This is a genomic window from Pseudomonas sp. IPO3749 (genome assembly GCF_013386605.1).
GTDB classification, from domain to species: Bacteria; Pseudomonadota; Gammaproteobacteria; order Pseudomonadales; family Pseudomonadaceae; genus Aquipseudomonas; species Aquipseudomonas azotoformans_A.
The window spans coordinates 1-21,859 of sequence record NZ_JACARN010000095.1; the positions used below are offsets into that span (position 1 = coordinate 1).

The 21,859-nt window shown below is 61.4% G+C and carries 20 protein-coding genes; 7 read left to right on the forward strand and 13 right to left on the reverse strand.

Translation table 11 applies throughout. The annotated features are described in order from the left end of the window. Positions 1 to 205 precede the first annotated feature (205 nt). Complete coding sequence (locus HX812_RS28680; RefSeq protein WP_038850527.1) at positions 206 to 1,126, forward strand: LysR family transcriptional regulator; 921 nt, start codon at positions 206 to 208, stop codon at positions 1,124 to 1,126. Between the two features lie 3 nt (positions 1,127 to 1,129). Here the strand turns inward: HX812_RS28680 and HX812_RS32210 are convergent, their stop codons facing one another. From HX812_RS32210 to HX812_RS28690, 3 genes are all read right to left on the reverse strand, one after another. Next, complete coding sequence (locus HX812_RS32210) at positions 1,130 to 1,264, reverse strand: hypothetical protein (RefSeq protein WP_256348987.1); 135 nt, start codon at positions 1,262 to 1,264, stop codon at positions 1,130 to 1,132. A gap of 11 nt (positions 1,265 to 1,275) precedes the next feature. Continuing rightward, positions 1,276 to 1,437, reverse strand: a complete 162-nt coding sequence (locus HX812_RS28685; protein WP_010210501.1) for a hypothetical protein — start codon at positions 1,435 to 1,437, stop codon at positions 1,276 to 1,278. Positions 1,438 to 1,506: 69 nt separating this feature from the next. Continuing rightward, on the reverse strand, positions 1,507 to 2,052 hold the full coding sequence (locus HX812_RS28690; RefSeq protein ID WP_033902169.1) for a hypothetical protein: 546 nt from the start codon (positions 2,050 to 2,052) through the stop codon (positions 1,507 to 1,509). Between the two features lie 417 nt (positions 2,053 to 2,469). Here HX812_RS28690 and HX812_RS28695 point away from each other — a divergent pair, with 417 nt between their 5' ends. From HX812_RS28695 to HX812_RS28705, 3 genes are all read left to right on the forward strand, one after another. After that, a complete protein-coding gene (locus HX812_RS28695) occupies positions 2,470 to 3,879 on the forward strand; it encodes a circularly permuted type 2 ATP-grasp protein (RefSeq protein WP_028616117.1) in 1,410 nt (469 codons plus the stop codon). A 2-nt stretch (positions 3,880 to 3,881) separates the two neighbouring features. Next, complete coding sequence (locus tag HX812_RS28700; protein WP_038850525.1) at positions 3,882 to 4,832, forward strand: alpha-E domain-containing protein; 951 nt, start codon at positions 3,882 to 3,884, stop codon at positions 4,830 to 4,832. Between the two features lie 108 nt (positions 4,833 to 4,940). Then, positions 4,941 to 5,369 (forward strand): nuclear transport factor 2 family protein, encoded by a 429-nt coding sequence (locus HX812_RS28705; protein ID WP_038850523.1) that lies wholly within the window; start codon positions 4,941 to 4,943, stop codon positions 5,367 to 5,369. Here the strand turns inward: HX812_RS28705 and msrA are convergent, their stop codons facing one another. Genes msrA through msrB form a run of 3 tightly spaced genes read right to left on the reverse strand, consistent with a single transcriptional unit; the run spans position 5,370 to position 8,332 of the window. Next, the gene (msrA, locus tag HX812_RS28710) at positions 5,370 to 6,065 is read right to left on the reverse strand and encodes a peptide-methionine (S)-S-oxide reductase MsrA (protein ID WP_038850521.1); all 696 of its coding nucleotides are present in this window, start codon (positions 6,063 to 6,065) and stop codon (positions 5,370 to 5,372) included. 15 nt (positions 6,066 to 6,080) lie between these two features. Beyond that, entirely contained in the window at positions 6,081 to 7,799 is a 1,719-nt protein-coding gene (locus tag HX812_RS28715; RefSeq protein ID WP_038850519.1) for a cytochrome c biogenesis protein DipZ, read from the reverse strand. Positions 7,800 to 7,831: 32 nt separating this feature from the next. After that, on the reverse strand, positions 7,832 to 8,332 hold the full coding sequence (gene msrB, locus HX812_RS28720; protein ID WP_038850517.1) for a peptide-methionine (R)-S-oxide reductase MsrB: 501 nt from the start codon (positions 8,330 to 8,332) through the stop codon (positions 7,832 to 7,834). A gap of 141 nt (positions 8,333 to 8,473) precedes the next feature. Between msrB and HX812_RS28725 the strand changes: the two genes are divergently transcribed. Both HX812_RS28725 and HX812_RS28730 read left to right on the forward strand, forming a co-directional pair. After that, on the forward strand, positions 8,474 to 9,184 hold the full coding sequence (locus HX812_RS28725) for a response regulator transcription factor (RefSeq protein WP_038850514.1): 711 nt from the start codon (positions 8,474 to 8,476) through the stop codon (positions 9,182 to 9,184). Then, entirely contained in the window at positions 9,181 to 10,647 is a 1,467-nt protein-coding gene (locus HX812_RS28730) for a HAMP domain-containing sensor histidine kinase (RefSeq protein ID WP_038850513.1), read from the forward strand. Before HX812_RS28725 ends, HX812_RS28730 begins: the two co-directional genes overlap by 4 nt. On the opposite strand, the gene HX812_RS28735 is transcribed toward HX812_RS28730, so the two are convergent. The 3 genes from HX812_RS28735 to HX812_RS28745 all read right to left on the reverse strand — a co-directional run bounded on the left by HX812_RS28735 (position 10,610) and on the right by HX812_RS28745 (position 15,521). Then, on the reverse strand, positions 10,610 to 11,542 hold the full coding sequence (locus tag HX812_RS28735) for an alpha/beta fold hydrolase (RefSeq protein ID WP_038850512.1): 933 nt from the start codon (positions 11,540 to 11,542) through the stop codon (positions 10,610 to 10,612). The two genes, HX812_RS28730 and HX812_RS28735, sit on opposite strands and share 38 nt — an antisense overlap. Positions 11,543 to 11,622: 80 nt before the next feature. Then, positions 11,623 to 13,878, reverse strand: a complete 2,256-nt coding sequence (locus tag HX812_RS28740) for an ATP-dependent DNA helicase (protein WP_038850510.1) — start codon at positions 13,876 to 13,878, stop codon at positions 11,623 to 11,625. Next, a complete protein-coding gene (locus HX812_RS28745) occupies positions 13,875 to 15,521 on the reverse strand; it encodes a VRR-NUC domain-containing protein (protein ID WP_038850509.1) in 1,647 nt (548 codons plus the stop codon). Before HX812_RS28745 ends, HX812_RS28740 begins: the two co-directional genes overlap by 4 nt. 186 nt (positions 15,522 to 15,707) lie before the next feature. Between HX812_RS28745 and HX812_RS28750 the strand changes: the two genes are divergently transcribed. Next, positions 15,708 to 15,932 (forward strand): YgdI/YgdR family lipoprotein, encoded by a 225-nt coding sequence (locus HX812_RS28750; RefSeq protein ID WP_033902158.1) that lies wholly within the window; start codon positions 15,708 to 15,710, stop codon positions 15,930 to 15,932. Positions 15,933 to 15,972: 40 nt separating this feature from the next. Here the strand turns inward: HX812_RS28750 and HX812_RS28755 are convergent, their stop codons facing one another. From HX812_RS28755 to HX812_RS28770, 4 genes are read right to left on the reverse strand one after another with little or no spacing between them, the layout of a single operon-like run. Beyond that, positions 15,973 to 17,385 (reverse strand): lipase, encoded by a 1,413-nt coding sequence (locus tag HX812_RS28755; protein ID WP_038850508.1) that lies wholly within the window; start codon positions 17,383 to 17,385, stop codon positions 15,973 to 15,975. 35 nt (positions 17,386 to 17,420) lie between these two features. Continuing rightward, on the reverse strand, positions 17,421 to 18,749 hold the full coding sequence (locus HX812_RS28760; protein WP_038850506.1) for a TolC family outer membrane protein: 1,329 nt from the start codon (positions 18,747 to 18,749) through the stop codon (positions 17,421 to 17,423). 2 nt (positions 18,750 to 18,751) lie between these two features. After that, positions 18,752 to 20,065 (reverse strand): HlyD family type I secretion periplasmic adaptor subunit, encoded by a 1,314-nt coding sequence (locus HX812_RS28765; protein WP_038850505.1) that lies wholly within the window; start codon positions 20,063 to 20,065, stop codon positions 18,752 to 18,754. Next, positions 20,062 to 21,813 carry a type I secretion system permease/ATPase gene (locus HX812_RS28770; RefSeq protein ID WP_038850503.1) on the reverse strand — a complete coding sequence of 584 codons (1,752 nt, stop codon included), beginning with the start codon at positions 21,811 to 21,813 and terminating at the stop codon, positions 20,062 to 20,064. The genes HX812_RS28765 and HX812_RS28770 overlap by 4 nt, the downstream gene beginning before the upstream one ends. Positions 21,814 to 21,859: the final 46 nt, after the last annotated feature.

The following is a 21,859-nucleotide window of genomic DNA, read 5'->3' on the forward strand; positions in this document are numbered from 1 at the left end:
CCCCACAGGTGCCCGCCCATGGACCAGGTGCCGAGGGCAATCCGCGAGACCGCTTGGTCGATGCCGGCAATTCTGATGGTCTCAACGTGCATAAAAAAATCCCATGGCGCGCAATAATGCTTAGAAAAACAATTACTCTAAGTCATCTACGGTTGAATCGGGCTCAACGCCGCATACAGCCGAATTCCTGCTCAAGAGACTTGAAATGGCTGCTTTCAACCGTTCCGAATTGGCTGACCTCAATGTGTTCATGGCGATCATCCGTCGCCGCAGCTTCCGCCACGCCGCCCATGAACTGGGGGTGACCACCTCGGCGTTGAGCCACACCATGCGCAACCTGGAAACCCGCCTGGGCGTCAAGCTGCTCTATCGCACCAGCCGCGCCGTGGAACCTACCGATGCGGGCTCCCTGTTGGCGGAAAAACTCCTCCAGGGGTTTGCCACCATCAAGGACGGCCTCGACACTCTGGAGCTATATCGCGAGGCACCGATCGGCCGCCTGCGCCTGAATGTGCCACGGGACGCGGCGGTCTTGCTGCTGGCGCCGATTCTTGGGGACTTTTGCGCGGCTTACCCGCAACTGCGCCTGGACCTGATCGTGCAGGACCAGATGATCGACATCATCGCTGAAGGCTACGACGCGGGTATCCGCTACGGCGCCACCGTGCCCCAGGACATGGTCGCTGTACCGCTGACGGCTGAGCTGCGCTGGATCATGGTCGCCTCCCCCACCTATATCGCCCGACGCGGCACGCCCCAGGCCCCCAAGGACTTGCTGGAGCATGCCTGCGTCCGCATGTACCTGGGCGACAAGACCACCTACAAGTGGGAATTGGGCAACGGCACACGGCAACAACGCATCGACGTGCCCGGCCACTTCAGCGCGGCAGACACCGAGACCATCGTCAATGCCGCGCTGCAAGGGGTGGGGATTGCCTACTGCCTGTCCAACCGTGTGGAGCAGGAGCTGAAAGAGGGCCGCCTGGTGGAGGTGATGCCTGACTGGGCCTGCATGGGCGAGCCGTTGTGCATGTATTACCCCAGCCGGCGCCAGTCACAGCCGGGGTTGCGGCAGTTGATGGATATGATCCGGATGAAAACCATTGGCTCACAGATGATCGAGTGACGCTCAGTCCTGGTTTTCGGTATTGCCCACATCCGCCGCGTCATCCAGATCGTTCAGCGGCACTTCTGCATCGTCCATCAATGAACCGGGGTCTTCGTTGCCTGGGTCGTTGAGTTCATCATCAAGTTCTTTGGACATGACCGTCTCCTCTAACCGCCTTGGGTGTCGATATCGGCATCGGTTTCAGGCTTGGGCTCAGGCTTGGGCTTGAAGTCTGGACTGTAGTCGTTTTCCTTGGCCTTGGGGTCTTTGGCCGGCACCGGGTCTTTGGGCGCATCCGCACCGGTGGCGGGTTGTTTGTCTGTGCTCATGGTTACCTCTCGGAAAATATCGCCTGGGTAGAGTTAAGGTCATGCCCAGGGCGGTGAAGTTCCATCGGCTTACGACCCAGGGTTGTCGACCTGGATATAAAACGCATACGCGGCGAGCAGTACCCAGAACACCATGAACAGCCAGGGTGCGCGCATGGAGAACAGCAGCGACTTGCGGTAGCCCTTGTGGGACGACTCCATCTCGGAAAACAGCGGTGATTCGTCGTACGCCATACCCATCACCGGCTCGCTGCGCAACAGCTCGCTTTGCTTGAAGTGCCAGTGATCGATGATGTCATACGCCGCGCGGATCCCCGGCCAGGCGTTGAGGGAACTGAGGATGCCCAGCGCCGCGAGGAAAATCGGCACCACCACGGTGAACAGCTTGCCCCACTCGGGGTTGAGGTTGCCCATGCCGGACACGAAGGCGATCACCAGGAACGACTGCGCGGTGAGATAGGCGTCGGTGCGGTTGGCGAGGATGGTGGTTTCGTATTGGATTTCGCGCCGGTAGAAATCCAGGCGGTCCTTGGGCGAACCGAAGATCTTGGCGTTGTGCTCGCTGTGATCGGGCAGGCTCGATTCCGGGGTTTCGGGTGAGATGATTCTGGGCACGGCGGTGCTCCATGCAGGTTCGTGTGACTTTAGAAGAATCGCGGGCGGATGAAGTTCAAGTTTGTTCATGCACCAAGTCGGAGCATGGAGTGCACTGTAGTGAACGGGCTTGCCCCGCGCTGGAGTGCGTAGCGCTCCCGCTTTTGGTCGGGCCGCTGCGCAGCCCAGCGCGGGGCAAGCCCGCTCACTACAAAAGCCTCTCAGCTCGACAGCTTGAATAGGGTTTCCGGCACAAGCATTGCTTTATCCATTCATCTGCCCGGATACAGGAGCATTGGTTACCCCCCGACCCAGAGCCGACCCCCATAAGAAAGTAAGGACCAGGCCCTTTGGCACCCACCGCCACGGGCTCATAAAAAATGCGTTTTTTGAAACGGCAGTGCCACCTGCTCCCCTCGGCACTGACAAGGTACTGGAATGGCTCGATCTTTCTTTGATGAAATGAATGACGCAAACGGCGTGTGCCGTGCGCATTACCAGGATTTTTCCCGCTGGCTGGCGAATACGCCGCCGGAGCTGCTGGCCCAGCGTCGCCGTGAAGCCGATTTGCTGTTCCACCGCGCCGGAATCACCTTCACCTTGTATGGCGACGAGCAAGACACCGAGCGCCTGATCCCCTTCGACATCATCCCGCGCAGCATCCCCGCCAGTGAATGGAGCGTGATCGAACGCGGCTGTATCCAGCGCGTCAATGCGCTGAACATGTTCCTCGCCGACATCTACCACGACCAGCGCATCATCAAGGCCGGGATCATTCCGGCAGACCAGGTGCTGGGCAACGAGGGTTACCAGAAGGCCATGGTCGGGCTGGACCTGCACCGCGACATCTATTCGCACATTTCCGGCGTGGACCTGGTGCGCGATGGTGACGGCACTTACTACGTGCTGGAAGACAACCTGCGCACCCCCAGCGGCGTGAGCTATATGCTCGAAGACCGCAAGATGATGATGCGCCTGTTCCCCGAGGTGTTCGCCAAACAGCGCATCGCACCGGTGGACCACTACCCCAACCTGCTGCTCAAGACCCTGAAAAGCTCAAGCCGCCTGGACAACCCCAACGTGGTGGTGCTTACGCCGGGTCGCTTCAACAGCGCGTTCTTCGAGCATGCGTTCCTGGCCCGTGAAATGGGCGTTGAGTTGGTTGAGGGTGCGGACCTGTTCGTGCAGGACCTCAAGGTGTTCATGCGCACCACCGACGGCCCCAAGCCGGTGGATGTGATCTACCGGCGCATTGACGACGCTTTTCTCGACCCCAAGGCCTTCAACCCTGAGTCGATGCTCGGCGTGCCCGGTCTGGTCGCCGCCTATTGCGCAGGCAATGTGGTGCTGGCCAATGCCATCGGCACCGGCGTGGCCGACGACAAATCGATCTACCCCTATGTGCCGGAAATGATCCGTTTCTACCTGGACGAAGAACCGGTGTTACAGAACGTACCGACTTTCCAGTGCCGTAAGCCGGATGAACTGTCCCACGTGCTGGCCAACCTGCCGGAACTGGTGGTCAAGGAAACCCAGGGCTCGGGCGGTTACGGCATGCTGGTCGGCCCGGCCTCCAGCGCCGCCGAGATCGAGGACTTCCGCCAACGCATCAAGGCCAGGCCCCATGCCTACATCGCCCAACCGACATTGAGCCTGTCCACCTGCCCGACCTTTGTCGAAAACGGCATCGCTCCACGGCATATCGACCTGCGGCCATTTGTACTCTCGGGCAAGGAAACCCGCCTGGTGCCCGGTGGCCTCACCCGCGTGGCGCTGAAGGAAGGCTCGTTGATCGTCAACTCGTCGCAAGGCGGCGGAACCAAGGACACCTGGGTGGTGGAGGGCTGAGTATGTTGAGTAGAACCGCCGCAGATCTGTACTGGATGTCCCGTTACCTGGAGCGCGCCGAGAACCTGGCGCGCATGCTCGAAGTCAGTTATTCCCTGTCATTGATGCCCCAGGCCGGGCGCAGTGACGGCCTGGATGAGCTGGCCATGTCGTTGCTCAGCAGCGGCACCCTGGACAGTTACCTGGAGCGCCATAAACAGCTGGATGCCGAGCGCATGCTGCACTTTTTTGCACTCGACGAAGAAAACCCCGCAAGCATCTACAACTGCCTGCGTGCCGCACGCGGCAATGCCCACGCGGTACGCGGGCGCATCACCGCCGACATGTGGGAAAACCTCAACGCCACCTGGCTGGAAATGCGCAGCATCGCTACCGGCGGCCTGGCGCGGCATGGCATCAGTCACTTCTGTGATTGGGTCAAGCAGCGCTCGCACCTGTTCCGGGGAGCGACGTCCGGGACGATCATGCGCAATGACGCCTATCGGTTTATCCGCCTGGGCACCTTTGTCGAACGTGCGGACAACACCCTGCGCCTGCTGGATGCGCGCTACGAGATGTTTGGCGAGGAATCGGAAGAAGTCAGCGACTTGTCGGCACGCGGTTATTACCAGTGGAGCGCCCTGCTCCGCGCGTTGTCGTCGTTCGAGGCGTATACCGAGCTGTACCCGAATGCTTTGAATGCCCGTTCCGTGTCCGAGTTGCTGCTGTTGCGCAGTGATGTGCCGCGTTCGTTGCATGCCTGCATCGAAGAACTGAGCCATATCCTGGCGGACCTGCCCGGCAGTTATGGGCGCACGGCGCAGCGTTTGGCGGCAGAGTTCGAGGCGCGGCTGAGGTATACCGGGATCGACGAGATTCTTGAGGAGGGATTGCACGCCCGTCTCACGGACTTTATCGACACCGTGCGCGAGTTGGCGCGGGCGATTCACAGCTCGTACCTGGAGATGGTCTAAGTGCGCTTAGGTCACTTATCTGTAAGTTAGGGTGATTGACCCTGTTTGGATACCGCTCTTATGTTGGGCAGGTGAAATGCCTTCCCACCATAAGAACAGGTACAGAACATGTCCGAACTCACGCTCTACCCTGCGGCTGCACACACCCTGCAACGCTGGCACGCCATGTTGGCCAATCGTGACCTCAAGGCCCTGCCCGAACTGTTGGCGCCCGACGCCGTCTTCCGCTCGCCTATGGCTCATACGCCCTACCCTGGCGCGCCGGTGGTGTCGATGATCCTCAATACGGTGATCAACGTCTTCGAAGACTTTACTTATCACCGTGAACTCGCCACCGGCGATGGCCTGAGTGTGGTGCTGGAATTCAGCGCGCGCGTGGGCGACAAGCAGCTCAAGGGCATCGACCTGATCCGCTTCAACGAACTAGGGCAGATCATCGAGTTTGAAGTGATGATCCGCCCGTTGAGCGGGCTGCAAGCCCTGGGTGAGGAAATGGGCCGGCGCCTGGCACCTTACCTGGCCAAGGCCAAAGGCTGATTACTGGTTTTTCACCAGCACCGGCTCGGCGCTGTATTGCTCTGGAAACAGCTTTTTCAGTTGCGCCACTTTCGGCAGGTCGTTGATCACGATGTAGGGGTACGACGGGTTCTCGGTGAGGAAGTCCTGATGGTAGGACTCCGCCGGGAAGAACGCCTTACCCATTTCGATCTGGGTGACGATGGGTTTGTCGAAGGATTTAGCGGCATCCAACTGGGCGATGTAGGCCTGGGCGACTTTTTGCTGCTCGGCATTCTGCGCGAAGATTGCAGATCGGTATTGGGTGCCGGTGTCCGGGCCCTGGCGGTTGAGTTCGGTGGGGTTGTGGGCGACCGAGAAGTAGATCTGCAGCAGTTTGCCGTAGCTGACTTTACTCGGGTCGTAGGTGACGGACACGGACTCGGCGTGGCCGGTATCGCCTTCACTGACGGCTTCATATTGCGCGGTACTCGCCGCCCCACCGTCGTAGCCGGAGACGGCATTTTTCACCCCTTGCACGTGCTGGAATACACCCTGCACGCCCCAGAAACAGCCACCGGCGAACACGGCGGTTTGCAGGTTGCCTGAGGTTGCAGGCAGGTCCAGGGCCGGCGGCGCGATGACGACGGCATCGTCGGAGGCGCCGAAGGAGAAGGCTGAGCTTTGGCCGACGAAGGCAGCGAAAGCCAGTGCGGGCAGGTATTTGAATACATTCATGACAGGCACTCCGGGTTAACCAAAGGTGAAGGCATACGCCGCCACGTTGGGGTCGAGGAATTCGATGGTGAAGGTGCGGTCTTGCACGGCGCCCGGCTGGCGCACAAGCTGATACAAGCGCTGTTCGGTGACGGTGCCGCTGCCATCCGGGGCCACGTCGGTGCCGTGGGCTTCGCCTGGAGCCTGGCCATCAATCGTGACTTTGAAGCGCACCGGTTTTCCATCGGCGCCAGGACCGAGCACCAGATGCAGGTCACGGGCATGGAAGCGGTAGGCGATGCGCCCGCCGGCCTGGTCGAGGGTGACCTGCTGGCCGCCGACGTTCCATTGGCCTTCCAGGGTCCAGTTGTTCAGTGCCAGGGGGCCGGATTTGACGAAGTTCTCGGCACGCTGGGCGCCCAGGTAGGTTTCCGGCGATTGCACTTCGTTCATGTCCGGCGCTTGCTGCACGCCCTTGGCGTCGGCTTCGATCAAGCCGCCAGCGACGTGCTGGGCACCGGCTTCACGCAGCAACTGTTGGATCACCCGCTCCGACTCGGCATAGTCGCCCTCGCCAAAGTGGTGATAGCGGATCTGCCCCTTGGCATCGGCAAAGTAATGGGCCGGCCAGTACTGGTTGTTGAACGCGCGCCAGACCTTGTAGTTGTTGTCGATGGCCACCGGGTAGGTAATGCCCAGGTCTTTCATGGCCTTGGTCACGTTGTTCACATCACGTTCAAAGGCGAATTCCGGCGCGTGCACGCCAATCACCACCAGGCCCTGGTCGCGGTATTTTTCGGCCCAGGCTTTCACGTAAGGCAAGGTGCGCAGGCAATTGATGCAGGAGTAGGTCCAGAAATCCACCAGCACCACCTTGCCCTTGAGCGCTTCGGCGCTCAGTGGCGGGCTGTTGAGCCATTGCACGGCGCCGTCCAGAGAAGGCAGCGCACCTTCGATGGGCAGTGTGTCGCTGTGGTTGGCGGCGGCCATCATTGCGCCCCCTGCCATCATCGCCCCGCCCTTTTGTGCCGGCTTGGCGCTGAGCGTATCCACCAGGCGTTGCTCCAGGCCGCCGGTGGAGGCAGTCGATAACCGCGACAGCACGCCGGTGTCCAGGCCCAGCGCAATGGCGGCCACCCCGGCAAGCATCAGCGCACCCAGGCCTCGGCGCAGCCATTCACCGGCACCCAGGGACTTTTTCATGAAGCCAAAGACTTTACCGCCGACCATCAAGGCCAGCGCGAGGGAGGTAGCAGCCCCGGCGGCGTAAGCCAGCAAGAGCAAGGTAGTGCCGATGCTGGCACCCTGCAGTGCGGCGCCGGTGAGCACCAGCCCCAGGATCGGCCCGGCGCACGGCGCCCACAGCAACCCGGTGGCCACGCCGATCAGGAACGATGCGCCCGGACGCGGCCTGGCAGCGGCCCCGGCGGCTTCCGACAGGCGACTGCCGGCGGCCACCAACGGGCGCGTCAGACGCTCCGACAGCTGCGGCAGCAATAGCGTTAAGCCGAACAGCGCAACGCACAGCAACGCGAGCCAGCGACCGTACTGATTGACCTGCACCACCCAGCCGCCGCCCACCGCCGCGAGCGTTGCCACCAGGGCGAATGTCACCGCCATCCCCGCTAACAGCGGCAAGCCACTGCGCAAAAACGGCTGCCCGGTGCGAGCGAAGACAAAAGGCAGAACAGGCAGGATGCACGGGCTGACGATTGTCAGCACGCCGCCCAGGTACGCGAGAACCAGAAGCCACATGGCAGGGAACCTTATAAGAGAAAGACATCGGCTTAGGCCGCCGTGAATGTCATGGCGGCGCCATTCATGCAGTAGCGCAGCCCGGTGGGTTGCGGACCGTCATCGAACACGTGTCCTTGATGGCCGCCGCAGCGACGGCAGTGGATTTCCTTACGCACCACGCCGTAGGACGTGTCCCGGCGGCTGGCAACGGCGTTGTCCAGGGGCTGCCAGAAACTCGGCCAGCCGGTGTGGCTGTTGAATTTGGTGGCTGAGGAAAACAGCGGCAACGCACAACCGGCGCAGGCGAAGGTGCCCGCACGGTGTTCGTCGTTCAGCGCGCTGGTGTAAGGACGCTCAGTGCCCTCCTCGCGCAGGATTTCGTACTGCTCGGCAGTGAGCAGGCTGCGCCATTGCGCGTCGGTGTGAGTGACTTCGAAGGGTTCGGCGGCTTCGGCTTCGGTGACCAGGTCGAGCTGTTTGAGCAGGCCACCGGCCAGAACTGCGACACCCAGGCCGCCACCGGCCAGGAGTAATTGTCGGCGTGAGTACATGAGGCATTCCTCCATAAACATTGAAACCATCCTGAGCCCTGGCCGGTCGCGGAATCCTCACGCAGAGTTAAACAATTCGTGATAACTACACTGTTGCAAAACCCGCACAATGCGAGGACTACAAGCGAAGGTTTCTCTTACATGGATCAGCCAAAACGTGTCCTGGTGGTTGAGGACGATGCCCATATCGCCGACCTGATGTGCCTGCACCTGCGTGATGAACAATTCCAGGTGGTGCACAGCGCCGACGGCACCGAAGGCCTGCGACTGCTGGAGCAAGGCGGCTGGGATGCGCTGATCCTCGACCTGATGCTGCCCGGCGTCGACGGCCTGGAAATCTGCCGCCGCGCCCGTGCCATGACGCGCTACACACCGATCATCATCACCAGCGCCCGCTCCAGCGAACTGCACCGCATCCTCGGCCTGGAGCTGGGCGCGGACGATTACCTGGCCAAGCCGTTTTCCATGCCGGAGCTGGTGGCCCGAGTGAAAGCGCTGTTACGCCGGGTCGACGCCATGGCGCGTAACCTGAAGATGGACGCCGGCAGCCTCGATCTGGGCCAACTGTTCATCAACCCGCTGACCCGCGACGCCACCCTGCAAGGCCAGCGCCTGGACCTCACCCCACGGGAATTCGACCTGCTGTACTTCTTCGCGCGCCAGCCGGGCAAGGTGTTCTCACGCATGGACCTGCTCAATGCGGTGTGGGGCTACAGCCATGAGGGTTATGAACACACGGTCAACACCCATATCAACCGCCTGCGCGCCAAGGTCGAAGACGACCCCGCCAACCCGGCGCGCATCCTCACGGTGTGGGGTCGCGGCTACAAGTTTGCCGAGAGCCCACCATGAAACTGACCCTGACCCAGCGCCTGTCGGTGGTGTTTGCCGTGTTGCTGCTGGTCTGCAGCGGCACCTCGGCCTGGTTGCAGGTTCGCTCCAACCGCATGCATGAGTTGGAGGTGGTGCAAGGCCTGTCCCGCGACCTGGCGGCGCACATTGCCCGCGACACACAATTGATGGACGCCGATGGCCTCAAGCCCGACGCCGTGCGCAACCTGTTCAGCCAGTTGATGCTGGTCAACCCGAGCGTCGAGGTGTACCTGCTCGACATCGACGGCCGCGTGGTCGGCAACGCCGCGCCCAGTGGTCATTTGCTGCGTGATCGGGTCGACCTCGCACCCGTGCGACGTTTCCTGGCCGGGTTCATGCTGCCGATCCTCGGCGATGACCCGCGCAGCCTTGATGGGCGCAAGGTGTTCAGCGCGGCGCCTCTTATGGCAGGCGGCCAGCAGACCGGTTTCCTGTATGTGGTGCTGCTGGGTGAAGCCCACGACGTGTATGACGCCAAGGATGCCACCGGCATGGCGTTGAAGATCGCGCTGTGGTCCATCGGCCTGGTCGCCCTGCTCTGCTTGTTGGCCGGCCTGGTTGCGTTCGCCTGGATCACCCGACCGCTGCGTCAGTTGACCGACAAAGTCGGCCAGTTCGACATCAATGGCGCACCGAAAGCGGCTGAAACCGCTGCGCCGGAACTCACCAGCGGCGATGAAATTGCCGTGCTCGACCACGCCTTCGTGCAGATGGAAAACCGCCTGGGCGAACAATGGCGCGCCATCACCCATCAGGACCAGGAACGTCGCGAAATGGTCGCGAATATCTCCCATGACCTGCGTACGCCATTGGCCTCGCTGCATGGTTACCTGGAAACCCTGTCGCTCAAGGATGCCAGCCTCAGCCCCGAAGAACGCCGCCGTTATCTGGGCATTGCCCTGGACCAGAGCCGCAAGGTTGGCGGTCTGGCCCAGTCATTGCTGGAACTGGTGCGCCTGGAGCATGGTTTTGTCCAACCGGTGATCGAAGGTTTTTCATTGCCGGACCTGGTGCAGGACATTTTCCAGAAATTCGAGCTCACGGCCGAAGCGCGCGGCATTACGCTCACTGCGACCCTTCCACCGCAAGTGCCCGCGGTGCTGGCGGACCTGGGCCTGATCGAGCGGGTGCTTACCAATCTGCTGGATAACGCCCTGCGTCATACACCGGTGAACGGCGAAATCGAGGTGACGTTGTCGCCGGAACCCAACGCTGTCGCCATCACCGTCAGCGACAGCGGCCCAGGCATCGACGCCGAGCTGCGCGAAGGCTTGTTCCTGCGCGCGTTTACCATCGGCGGTGCCCGCCGTGACGGTGGCCTGGGCCTGCGCATCGTGCACCGCATCCTGCAACTGCATGGGCGCAGCATTCGCCTGGTGGATCAACCGGGTCGAGGGGCAACCTTCACGTTTTCCCTAGAAACCCGAGCATCAGCGCGTTGACCTGTTGGGCTTGTTCGTTCTGGATCCAGTGACCACAGTTGGCCAGCACGTGTTGCTCAAGCTGCGGCACTGAATCCGGCATGCGCTTGAGCGTGTGGGCCTCGAAGACCCCGACCGGGTCGCGGTCGCCGATCAGGAACAACGTGGGTTGCAGGACCTGCTGCCCCGCCAGGCACTCAGTGCGTTGCCAGTTGCGTTCAAAGTTGCGATACCAGTTCAGCGGGCCACGAAAACCGTGCTCGGCAAAGGTGTTCACATACACGTCCAAGTCCGCCTGGGAACACCAATGCGGCATTTCACCGGGCGCCGACATGCCTTCGAGCAAGGTGGCGCTGGCAGGCTTGCGCTGTAGAAACACATCCTGGTCCTGCATGAACAGGCGCAAAGTGCGTTCGACATCAGCATTCAACTCCTGCTCGGCAACGCCCGGCGCCTGGAAATACAGGATGTAGTTGAAGCGGTCGGCATACAGCTCGCGCATGATTTCGATCACCGGCCGCCGTGCGCGCCCAGCGAACGGGACCGACATCGTGATCAAGCGTGTGACACGCTCAGGCTCAAGCAACGCCAGGTGCCAAGCCACCACAGCGCCCCAGTCATGGCCGGCCATCACCACCTGCGTATGGCCAAAATGGTCCATGGCTTGCTGGATATCGCCGCATAGGGTCAACAGGTCATAGTCGGCAATTTCACTGGGCGAACTTGTCTGGCCATAACCACGCATTTGCGGGGCAAATACGCGATAACCCGCCGCTGCCAGTGCGGGAATCTGTTCGCGCCAGGAGTGCCAGCACTCAGGGAAACCGTGAAGCAACCAGATCGGCGTCCCCTGTTCTGGGCCCGCAATATGAACGCTTAACTCAATACCGTTGACGCTGATGAGGTGCTGGCGCATGGGCATGACCTACTTGAAGGTTTTCCCCAGCGTGGACCATGGCGGCTGAAGCCACCAGCATCATTGATGGCAGGAATGACTCAAGCCACCGCCCACCAGCGCGGCAGCAATTGACGTACCCGTGCCTCGCCAAATCGGTCATCGATCAACATCACCACACCCTGATCCTGCTGGCTGCGGATCACCCGGCCCGCCGCCTGCACGACTTTCTGGATGCCGGGATACAGGTAGGTGTAGTCGTAGCCCGCGCCGAAGATCGTGCCCATGCGCAACTTCATCTGTTCGTTGACCGGGTTCAACTGGGGCAGGCCAAGGGTGGCAATGAATGCGCCGATCAAACGGGTTCCGGGCAAGTCGATGCCCTCGCCGAACGCGCCGCCCAGCACGGCAAACCCGATGCCCTGGCTGTGCTCGGTGAACTGGTCGAGAAAGGCCTGGCGCTCGGCCTCGGCCATGCCGCGAGACTGTTGCCACAGCGCGATCTTCGGATGCCGCTCGGCCAGCAACTGCGCCACTTGCTGCAAATAATCAAAACTCGAGAAAAACGCCAGGTAGTTGCCCGGCTGTTGCAGGTACTGGCGAGCGATCAACGCAACGATCGGCTCCAGCGAGGCCTCGCGGTGCACGAAGCGCGTAGAGATTGAATCGACGATGTGCACCTGCAACTGCTCGGCCTTGAACGGCGACTCCACATCGATCCATGCCGTGTCCGTCGGCAGGCCCAGCAAATCCGCGTAGTAATGACGGGGGCTCAGGGTCGCGGAAAACAACACGCTGCTGCGGGCCGCCGTCAACCGTGGGCGGATGAACTCGGCAGGCACCACGTTGCGCAGGCACAGGGTCGAGCTGCTGCGCTTGCCGCCGAGCTGGCGCTTGCTGATGTCGAAAATGAAGTGTTCGTTGAACAGCTCGGCGACCTTACCGAATTGCAGCACCTCGAAATAGAAATTTTGCAGGTCGCCGCTGAGGGATTCGGGGTGTTCATTGAAGTACTCGCCCATGGCGCTCGCACACAGGCTCAGGGCCTGCAGCAGTTTCTCGGGGCGGGCGCTGTAGGCCTGGTACGGCGCAAGTTGGTCTTTATGCAGCGCGTTCCACTCACGGTTGAGGCGCTGCAAGGGCTTCTTCAAGGGCTCGGGGGCTGTGTCGCGCAGGGTCTTGAGGTGGTACTGGTCGAGGCTGGCGCTGTACATCGAGCGGGCCCGCTCGACCAGGTTGTGCGCCTCGTCCACCAGCACGGCTGCGCGCCACTGGTTGAGCTGGGCCAGGCCGAACAACATGGCGCCAAAATCGAAGTAATAGTTGTAGTCGGCGACCACCAGGTCGGCCCAGCGCGCCATTTCCTGGCTCAGGTAATAGGGGCAGACGTCATGGGCCAGGGCCACCTCGCGCAGGTTGCGCTGATCGAGCAGGCGCACCTTGGCGGCGGCGATGCGTGCGGCGGGCAAACGGTCGTAGAAACCCTTGGCCAAAGGGCAGGAATCGCCATGACAGGCCTTGTCCAGGTGTTCGCACGCTTTGTCCCGCGCCACCAGCTCCAGCACACGCAGTGGCAGCTCCGGGCTGCTGGCATGCAGCACCTGGGCGGCATCCAGGGCCAGTTTGCGGCCGGGCGTCTTGGCGGTGAGGAAGAACAGCTTGTCCAGTTGCTGGGGCGCCAGGGCCTTGATCAAGGGGAAAATCGTACCGATGGTCTTGCCGATACCGGTCGGTGCCTGGGCCATCAGGCAACGGCCGGTGCTGACCGCCTTGAACACTGATTCGGCAAGCGAACGCTGGCCAGGACGGAAACCAGCATGGGGAAACGCCAGGGTCTGCGCGGCGCTGTTGCGCGCTTCGCGGTGTGCCATTTCCTGTTTGGCCCAACCGAGGAACAGTGCGCATTGCTGGTTGAAGAAGGGTTCCAGCTCGGCGGCTTGGAAGCGTTGGTTAAGCACTGTCTCGCCTTCGCCGACGATGTCGAAGTAGACCAGCGCCAGGTCGATTTCCGCGAGGTTGAGCTTCTGGCACATCAGCCAGCCATACACTTTGACTTGGGCCCAGTGCAGTTGCCGATGGTTGGCCGGCTGGGCGTCGAGGTCGCCGCGATAGGTCTTCACTTCTTCCAGGCGGTTGGCGTCAGGGTCGTAGCCGTCTGCCCTGCCCCGCACCTTGAGCTGCTGGTACTCGCCTTCAAGCGCCACTTCATTCTGGTAGTGCGCGCTGCGCCGCGAGGCGACGGTGCGGTGGCCGACAATGCCTTCCTGGGCGCTGGGCGACGGCGTAAAACGCAGGTCCAGGTCACCGACCTTGGCCGTGAACTCACACAGTGCACGCACGGCAACGTTGTAGCTCAAGCGGACTCTGCCCAACGCACATAGCAGACCGTTACTGGCATCTGGTATTCGCCGCAGAATTCCAGCCAGCGCAACTGGTTGTCCTGCAGGCGATCGCCAGGTCCCTTGACCTCGATCATGCGGTAGGTTTTTTGCGCTGGCCAAAACTGGATCAGGTCGGGCATGCCGGCGCGGTTGGCGCGGATGTCCAGCAGCAGCCGTTCAAACCAGTAGCGCAGGTGTTCGGCGGGCAGGCAGGCCAGGGCCTGTTCCAGCAGGTCTTCACTGAGCAGGTTCCAGAACACGAAAGGTGACTGGATCCCCCACTTGTCGCTGTAACGTTGGCGAATGGTGGCTTTGTAGCGTTCGTCCTGCAATTGCTCGAAACACGCGGCGAACAGCGGTGCACGGCGCTGGTGGAAGTCTTCGCTGTGCAGGTCCGCTGGCCCGCGTTGGAACGGGTGGAAAAATGAACCCGGCAGCGGCGTAAAGATCACGTCCCAGCACAGCAGGCCGAACAGTGAATTGATCAGCCCGTTTTCAACGTAGTGCACCGGCCCATCGGGCTCGCTGAGGTGAGCCTGCACGCAATACTCCACCGACATCAGCGGCTCGGGCAGTGCAAGGGCCAGGTCCAGTCGGGTGACCGGACGTGGCTTGGTTTTGGGCAACGCCGGTTCACCCAGCTTGCGGCGCAGGCGTGGCACGACACGCAATAAGTGTTGCTGCTCGGCGGCGCTTTCCGGGGCTTGTTGGGCGGCAGTTGCCAGGGCCATGGCTTGGCCGTAGTCCTCCTGGCGCTCCAGCACACGAATCAGTCGTGAGCGGGCACCAGGATAGGTACAGGCGCGGTAAATCTGTTCCGCCAACGCCAACTCGGCAATGCGCTCGCAATATTGACCGACCTGGAACAACAACTTGGCCCGACGTTTTTCCAGCCAGGGGTTGTCGGTACTCAGGGTTGCGACCCTGACAAGTACCTCCTCCAACGCTTCACCGGCTTCAAAGGCCTGCTGGCATTGGTGCAGGAACAGAAAGCCGTGCACATCGTCACGGCTGCGCAGCCCACGGGATTCTGCGCAGAATTCGACTTTTTCGTAGGTGTAGATGCCCAGGTCGGCCAGCACGAATTCCGACCAGTCCTGATGCAGGTTGCCGAAGAACATCAGGCGCAGGCGATCACACAATTCCATGACGGTAAGGCTGTACAGCGTGTCGGTAAGGTCCGGACACCAGCTGGCGAAACTGCGGTTGTCGGTGAATTGCGCCGCCAGCCCTTCCAACCAATCGGACTTCTTGCCCTTGGGCTGGTCGATCCAGGGCTTGAACGCACCGAGTATCTCGCCTTTTTGCAGCAAGCCGAACAGCGCTTCAAAGGCCAGCGGGGATTGATTGTCGACCCAGCCCAAGGCAAGCAATGGCGCGGCAGCGGCGTGGGTGCAGCCGATCTCCAGGTAATTGAGCTTGCCAGCCCGAAAATGCACACCCTTGCGCATCACCATGCGCACCAAAAGTGCCTGGGACGCCTGCGGCAACCTGTCAAATTGCTGAATGAAATGCTGTTCGTCCGCATCCAGCAGGTCCGCATAGCGTTGCCCTAGCCAATGCAGGACCTGGCGGAAGTTATGCAGGTAATAGAGCGGGTCTTCGAGGGGGTTGGCCATGGCGTGCAGCGTTCAAATACTGGTTATGCATACAGAGTGCCGTCGCCAAGGCCAGGTTGCAATGGCTAATAGATAAATGGCGCCTGCAACTTTTCACATAAAAGTGATCAGATGGGTGAGCCGATGGCGTAACATTTGTTGCCCGCGCCTCTGGCGTGGGACTTTTCAAGGTTAAAGGTAAGGGTTATGAACATGAAGAATTTGGGTCTGCCACTGGTTGCACTCACTTTTCTGGTATTGGCCGGTTGCGCGACGCAGACCGTAGTGACGCTGCAAAACGGCACACAGTATTTGACCAAGGACACCCCAAAAACCAAGACCGCCGACGGTTTCTACGAGTTCACCGACATCGCCGGCAAGCGTGTACGGGTCAAGGCCGACGATGTGGCCACCGTGCGCAAGGAAGACTGATTGAGCAATCATGTGGGGGCCTGGCCCCCACATGTGTCTGTCAGACGATGACAACACCCTCCCCCAACCATCCGCTAACCCCAACCAGCGTCACCGAATCCCCGCCCACACTGATCACCGTATCCCCACCGTGCTCACGGTAATCCACACTGCCCTGCACATCCTTGAACACCAGCGTGTCCGTCGATTGATAGCCAATCACCCGGTCCTGGCCGAAATGCCCGCTGAACAGAAAGGTGTTGTGCCCGCTGTTATCACGGATCGTGTCATTGCCCTTGCCGCCCTCGATAAAGTCCGCGCCCTTGCCCCCCTGGATCAGGTCATTGCCGTCGCTGCCAATGATGAAGGTATTGCCTTTATGCGGCTCGGCATTGCGGTTGAGATCCTGCACCCACGTATTGGCCCGCGCCGGGTCGGACAGGTTGGCGACAATCACCGTGGAATCACGGGTCATCTGCTCGTAGAAGCCTGACTCAAGCACCCGCGTCAGGCCATCGCCATAACCCGTGGGCAAGTGCGAGATCCAGGTCGGCAAGTTGACAATGGAAAATGGCAGCACATTCCACAACGTCGAGGCGTAGTGGTCGTTGAAGCTGACGATATTGTCGGTGGTCGACTCATGGGGCTTGTCATGCACGCCCAGGGACGACAGGTTGAAGGACGCGCCATCCAGCGCACGGAACACCGGGTCATTTTCATAACCGATATTCAGCACCTTGTCGCCGGCACTTTGGGTCGGTGACGCATAGGCCACGTAGTTGGCGTCCTTGTAGAAGCCGGCCCATTTGTTGTTACTCAGGTCGGCCATGCTATTGACGGCCAGCCCGCCCAGGCTGTGGCCGCTGACGACTACATCCTTGCCGCTCAAACCGTGGGCGCTGGCATAGTCAGCGACGTTCTTGAGCAAACCGCCAAAGGCCTCCCCGGCATAATTCTTGGCGTAATCCTTGGGGCCCAGTGCGGCCAGCAGGTCACTGACCAGATCGCCGATGGAATCGCTGATCAAGGTTTCCCGAGGCCCTGAGGTGCCGCGAAAGCCGATGCCGATCTCCAGCAGTTTTCCGGCGTCATCGTACTTACCCAACACCTCGACCTGGGCCGTGGTGTAGCCGGCCTTCTCACCGAAAAACGTGCCCCGCGCATCGACCTTGCCACCGTAGCCCAGGGTGCTGGCGCCGATAGGCGTCCAACCGGCCTTTTGCACCGCGTCCAGCGCGGCTTTTTCCGAATCCGGGTTCCAGGGAATGCCGGGGATCACGCCCTGGGAATCCGTACTGCCGAGCAACGCGCCGACCAACGTGGCCGGCAAGCCCAGCCCCAGGCCATTGTGCTGGTAACCCACGGCAAAGCCGTTGTCCAGGTTGTGATAGGAATACAGCGTGATCGCCATCGCGTCGGCGAACAACGCCTTGGAACCCTCGGTGCCGAGGTTTTTATAGTCAAAGATACCCATGTCAGTGCCTCTCTTATTGTTGTGAACACCCAAAATCAACGCCCAAACGCCTCATCCACCTTGGCCAGGTCGGTATCGCGCAGGTTGCCAGCGTAGTAATGCAATTTGGTCCAGGCCATCAGGTAGTCGTACCGCGCCTGGGCCAGGTCTCTGCGAGTGCTGTAGAGCTGCTGCTCGGCGTTCAGCGCATCCAGGTTGACCCGCTCGCCCCCCAGGATGCTTTGCTGGGTCGACACCACCAGCGCTTCGGCCGACACCAAGGCCTTCTGATACGCACGCAGCTTGCTCACCCCCGACAGGCAGGCACTGAACTGCCGACGCAGCTCGATCAGGGTTTCGCGGGTCTTGCCCTCCAGTTCGTACTCGGCCTGTTCCATGGCGCGGCTGGCCTGGCGCGTGGACGCCGAGATACCGCCACCGGCATACAGCGGCAGGCTGACTTCGACGCCGATGGTGTTGGTGTCATAGCGCTGGTTGTAGGTGTTGCCGCTGTCGGATTCCTGCTGGCGCGAGCTGGCATAGGCCGTGACCTTGGGCAGATGCCCGGCGCGGTTGCGTTCCACTTCATAACGCGCCACTTCCAACGCCTGGCGCTGGGAGGCGAGCGTAGGGTTATTGCTGATCGCCAGTTCATGCCAGGTGTCGTAGTTGGCCGGCGTCAGGGTGAAGGCGGCAAAGCCCCGGTTCAGCGGGGCCAGGTCGTGGATGTTGACGCTTTGCACGCCGATCAATGCGCCCAGCTCGCGCAAGGACGCGTCCTGTTCATCCAGGGCCTGGATCTCTTCGGCGGTGGCCAGTTCATAGCGTGATTCAGCTTCCAGGATGTCGGTGCGAGTGCCCTCGCCTTGCTGGAACAAATGCTGGTTCTGCTGGAACTGCTGCTCGAACGCCTTCTTCTTCGCGCGGGCGATGTCGATCTGGTCCTGGGCAAACAAGGCCTGGGTGTAATAGGTCAGCACCCGCACCAGCAGCGCCTGGCTCTTGTCGCGAAAGCTTTCGTCGGCAAACAGCGCCTGGGCCACGCCTTTGCGGTAGTTGGCGTAGGCCTCGTAGTCAAACAGCGGTTGTTGCAGGCTGAAGGTGGAGCCGTAGCTGTTGTAGTTGCGGTCATCGTGGTAATTGCCGCCGCGCCCGTCCGGCAAGGTGGCCTGGGAATTGTTGCGGCCCTTGTTGTAGTTGTACGAGAGCTTGGGCAACAGCCCGGCGCGGCCGATGGCGCGGTTTTCCAGGCCGGCGTCGCGCTCCTTGATCGCTCCGAGGAACACCGGGTCGTTGCGCAACGCCTGTTCGTACACATCAAACGGGCCCATGGCGGCCTGGGCACTGGCGCTGGTCAACAGCAAGGCGATAAACATGTGCTTCATGTCTATTCCTCGGTCAACGCAGAGCCGGCGCGGTCGAGCAGCGGCTTGAACAGGTAATTGAGCAACGAGCGCTCGCCAGTGCGCACGAACATCTCGGCGGGCATGCCGGGTTTGATCACCAGCCCGTGGAGTTTTTCCAATGCCGCTTCGCTGACCGTGGTGCGCAGCACGTAATAGGCCGCGCCGGTTTTTTCATCGAGCATCTGGTCGGCGGAAATCAGGCTGACCTCCCCCGGCACACGCGGTGTGCGGCTCTGGTTGAAGGCGGTGAACAGGATATCGACCGGCAAGTGCGTGCCGACCTTGTCGACCAAATGCACCGGCAAGCGCCCTTCCACTTCCAGGCGCGTGTCCTGGGGCACGATCTCCAGCAGGGTTTCACCGGCACGGACCACGGCGCCTTCGGTGTGCACGCTGAGATTGACCGCAATGCCATCCGCCGGGGCGTTGATTTCACTGTGTTGCAGGTCGAACCCGGCGGAGGTGAGTTGCTGTTCAAGGGTCAGGCTGCGCAATTGCGCGTCGGCCAACTGGCTGCGCACTTCCTTCTGGTATTCCTCGCTGTGCTGTTGCAGTTTCAGCCGCGATTCAAGAATGCCCTGTTCGACCCGGCCGCTTTCGCCGGTATTCTGCGCCAGGTCCTGCTGCACCTGGGACAACTGGCGTTGGTAGTCCATCAGCCGGTTGCGCGGGATGTAGCCGTTGTCGGCCAAGGGTTGCAAATTGCTCAGTTGATCACGCAGGGACTGGGCCTGGGCGGTCAGGTCGCTGCGGGCGCGGCGCATGCCGCCCAACTGCGCGGTGGCGCCGTCGATATTGGCACGGATACCCGCCTGCTCACGGGCAAAGGCCTCACGACGGCTGCTGAACAATTGACGCTGGCCTTCCAGCACCAGCGCCAGGGCCGGGTCGGGATTGGCACTCAGTTCAGCCGGAAAGCGGATGCTGACCTGGTTGTCGCGCTCGCTCTGCCAGCGTGCCACGCTGGCCCAAGCCATGCGGTACTGGGCTTGCAGGGATTGCACGTCGGCCTGGTGCTGGGTCTGGTCGAGACGAAACAGCGGCTGGCCTTGTTTCACAAGCTCGCCCTCCTTCACCAGAATCCGGCTGACCACGCCGGCGCTCAGGGTTTGCACCGCCTTGCGCTTGCCTGACACCACCACCGTGCCCTGTACCGGAATGCCCTGGTCCAAGGGCGCCAGGCTGGCCCACAGGAAGAAGCCACCCGCGCCGACCACCGTCAGCAGCCAGCCCATGCGGGCGAAGAAATTGGCGTCGTGTTCTTTGAAGCGAGGTTCAACAGTGAGGCTGCTCATGCGCCTGGATTCCTTCCGGCCTGGTACTGACGACTGAAACTCACGCCCGGTTTCTCCTTGGGCGGCTCCTGCTGGCCGGACAACGCCCGCAGCACTTCCTGGCTCGGCCCGAACGCCTGCAAATGCCCTTCGCTGAGCACCAGCAACTTGTCGGCCTGGGCCAGCGCCGACGAGCGATGGGTGACCAGCACCACACTGCTGCCTTGGGCTTTCATCTGCACAATCGCGCTGGCCAACGCGGCTTCGCCGACGGTGTCGAGGTTGGAATTGGGCTCATCCAGCACGATCAAGCGCGGCCCGCCATACAGGGCGCGGGCCAACGCCACCCGTTGTTTCTGGCCGCCGGACAGGCCGCCGCCGTTGTCGCCCAACAGCGTGTCGTAGCCCTGGGGCAAGCGCAGGATCAGCTCATGCACGCCAGCCTGCTGCGCGGCATGTACTACAAGTTCGGGATCAGCCTCGCGAAAACGCGCGATGTTGTCAGCGATGCTGCCGCTGAACAGTTCGATGTCCTGGGGCAGATAGCCTATGTGGGGGCCGAGGTCCTCGCGGTCCCAGCGGTGGATGTCCGCGCCATCCAGGCGCACCGTCCCGGCCAGCGTCGGCCACACGCCCACCAGCACACGGGCCAGCGTGGATTTGCCGGAGCCTGATGCACCCAGAACGCCGAGCACTTCACCTGCGCCGAGGTTGAAGCTGACTTGATGCAAGGTCGCCACCCGCCGCCCAGGTGGGCCTGCGCTCACCTGTTCGAAGCTGACCTGGCCCTTGGGCGCCGGCAGTTTCATCTGCTCGACTTCCGGCGCAAATTCACGCAACAAATCATCCAGCCGCTGGTAGGCCAGCTTGGCCGAACTCCATTGCTTCCACACCGCAATCAACTGGTCGATGGGGCTGAGCACCCGGCCCATCAGGATGGAACCGGCGATCATCATCCCGGCGGTCATATCGCCCTTGATCACCAGCAACGCCCCCAGGCCCAGCACCAGCGATTGCAGGCACAGGCGCAGGGATTTGCTCAAAGACGTCACCACCGAGCCGGTGTCACTGGCCTTGTTTTGTAAACCGAGAAACTGCGAATGCACCGCAAACCAGCGCTGGCGCAGCGCACCGAGCATGCCCATGGCCTGGATGGTCTCGGCGTTGTGCAAGTGGCTGGTGGCCAGTTGCGTGGATTGCTGGGAATAACCACTGGCCTCGCCCAACGGTTTTTTGGTCAGGTATTCGTTCAGGCAGGCGAGGCCGATCAACAGTGCCGCGCCCGCCGTGGCCAATACGCCGAGCCACACGTTGAACAGGAAGATCACAAACAGGTAGATCGGAAACCACGGCGCATCGAAAAACGCGAACAGCGCCGGCCCGGTGATGAATTGGCGGATGTGGGTCAAATCGCCCAGGGATTGCCCGGCATGCCCCTGCCCGCTTTTCAAGTTGCGTTCGAAGGCGGCCTTGTACACGCGCAGGTTGAAACGCCGCTCCAACTGGCTGCCGATACGGATCACGATAAAGCTGCGGATCACCTCAAGCGTGCCAATAAACGCAAAGAAGCCGACGACCATCAGCGTCAACATCACCAGGGTGGTTTCATTCTGGGAGGACAGCACGCGGTCATACACTTGCAGCATGTAAATCGATGGCACCAGCATCAGCAGGTTAATCAGTGCGGTGAAACAACCCACACTGATCAAAATACTTTTGTACTCACCCAACGCCTTGAATAACGGCGCGACGGCATGGGACTTCGCCATGGTTTCTGATCTTCCCTGAAACAAATTTCACGCAATAGTTGCCCCA